This is a genomic window from Maridesulfovibrio frigidus DSM 17176, from assembly GCF_000711735.1.
GTDB classification, from domain to species: domain Bacteria; phylum Desulfobacterota; class Desulfovibrionia; order Desulfovibrionales; family Desulfovibrionaceae; genus Maridesulfovibrio; species Maridesulfovibrio frigidus.
This window is the reverse complement of sequence record NZ_JONL01000020.1, coordinates 1-1,598: the sequence shown is the minus strand read 5'-3', so window position 1 is coordinate 1,598 and position 1,598 is coordinate 1. Positions and strand designations below refer to the sequence as shown.

The 1,598-nt window shown below is 41.4% G+C and carries 1 protein-coding gene; it reads right to left on the bottom strand.

Going from position 1 to position 1,598, the window contains the following annotated elements:
• Positions 1-49 precede the first annotated feature (49 nt).
• A partial coding sequence (locus BR06_RS0119055) for a hypothetical protein (protein WP_328285940.1) occupies positions 50-1,598 on the bottom strand: 1,549 nt, incomplete at its 5' end.

The window sequence follows — 1,598 nt, the reverse complement described above, 5'->3', positions numbered from 1 at the left end:
GGAAAAGGGGTCAAGGCTCCCAAAACTTTTTAATGGGGGGGGGAAGGTGTTATATGTATAGATTGTTATAGTTAGCTTCAAAGATCTTGATTTTTTTCTCAAGGGACATCTGCTGACTAGCCTTTTCGCTTATCGTCAAAAAAGACACACACTCTTCATCCAAGCTATGACCTTCTAAACAATATGATTTCATGCGCCCCCTCTCGTAGTCAGACCATAGCGATTCACCATTTAGAAAAGAATACTCAAGAGAATTACGCGCAGCTTTCTTCAGGTTTTCATAGGTGAATCCCTGTTCAAGAGCTGCTCGAACATATTCGTTTGTAAGTGTCGAGCGAGCTACGCCCATATCATCGGATGATAACGTAACAGGTACTCCCGCTGACATATAAGTGCGCAAAGGATGATCTTTCCCAGCAACATGCAATATGACGTCATTACTTGAAAGTAAAGACTCCAACGCAATGCCATTGGCACTCATCAAATCAAGTGTATCTCGCGCGTATTCTTCATAAGAAATATCAACCCCATGCCCTATACGCTGAGCATGTCCTTTGATTAAAGCTAACCTGATGTGATTCGAGAGAGCTTGTGGAGTTGTAATACCTCCGGTTAGCTCACCTGCATGAAGTGTAATGGGTACATCTGGGTACAGATTATGAAAAAAATCCAACATCTCCATATGTAATTGATAATCCCGAACTGAAATGGGCGAATCTTCAGGGCCGACTAAATTTAGAGCAACAACTCTTGGATCACGTTTGACCAATTCAAACGACCAAGCCATCTGAGCAAACACGTATGAAGGAGTTGCTCCTCTATAAATTTGGTTAATATAATGAATTAGAACCTTACTGCCAGGGCCAGAGCCAAGAATATTTATCTTTAAAGACTCGGCCTTGTTTAGCATTTCAATTGAGTAATCCATCTCTGAAAAGAATCCATTAATCTTTAGCTTATTCAGCGCGGTTTGAAAATTTCCATCCCACTTGATGAGTTTTGACCAAGGAGTAACCCACCTTGGACCATAAATAGAAAGCATTGCTTCGACATATTGAACTTTATCACGATGGGCTTGCTTCGCGGCATGGGCTAATAAGCTCCCGACATTTTGTTTTGCAATTCCAAATTTACTAAAAGTCGAAAAAAAATGGTCATGACCCCACATCCGATTATCGCGAAGGTTCTGCCTAACGGATAAGGCATCTACAGCAGTATTCCAAATATTGCTTTTACTAAATGCCTGCGTAGCGGCAACCGTTCCATTGTTACATGGTTTAGTAACAAGGCGGCTGTCTGAAATCTTAATGCACGCATCTTCAGCGGCAGCCCAGGTCAAGTAATCTTCTGCATATGGAATCCCGGACAAATGAGTATGAAGCTCTGCCCCCTTCGGCATTTCTGCAAGAAACATTCGTAGTGCAACGGGATTAAGCTTAACTTGATCGAATTCGCGCTCTATATTTTTATGAACGCAGGCTTGCAGAAGGAATATGAGTAGAAGAATTGATATTTTTTTCATTATGGAAATAGACCTGAGAATAGAGGAGTCGTCAACGCAAGAAAACCCGTACAAACTTAATTGTACGGGTTTTCTT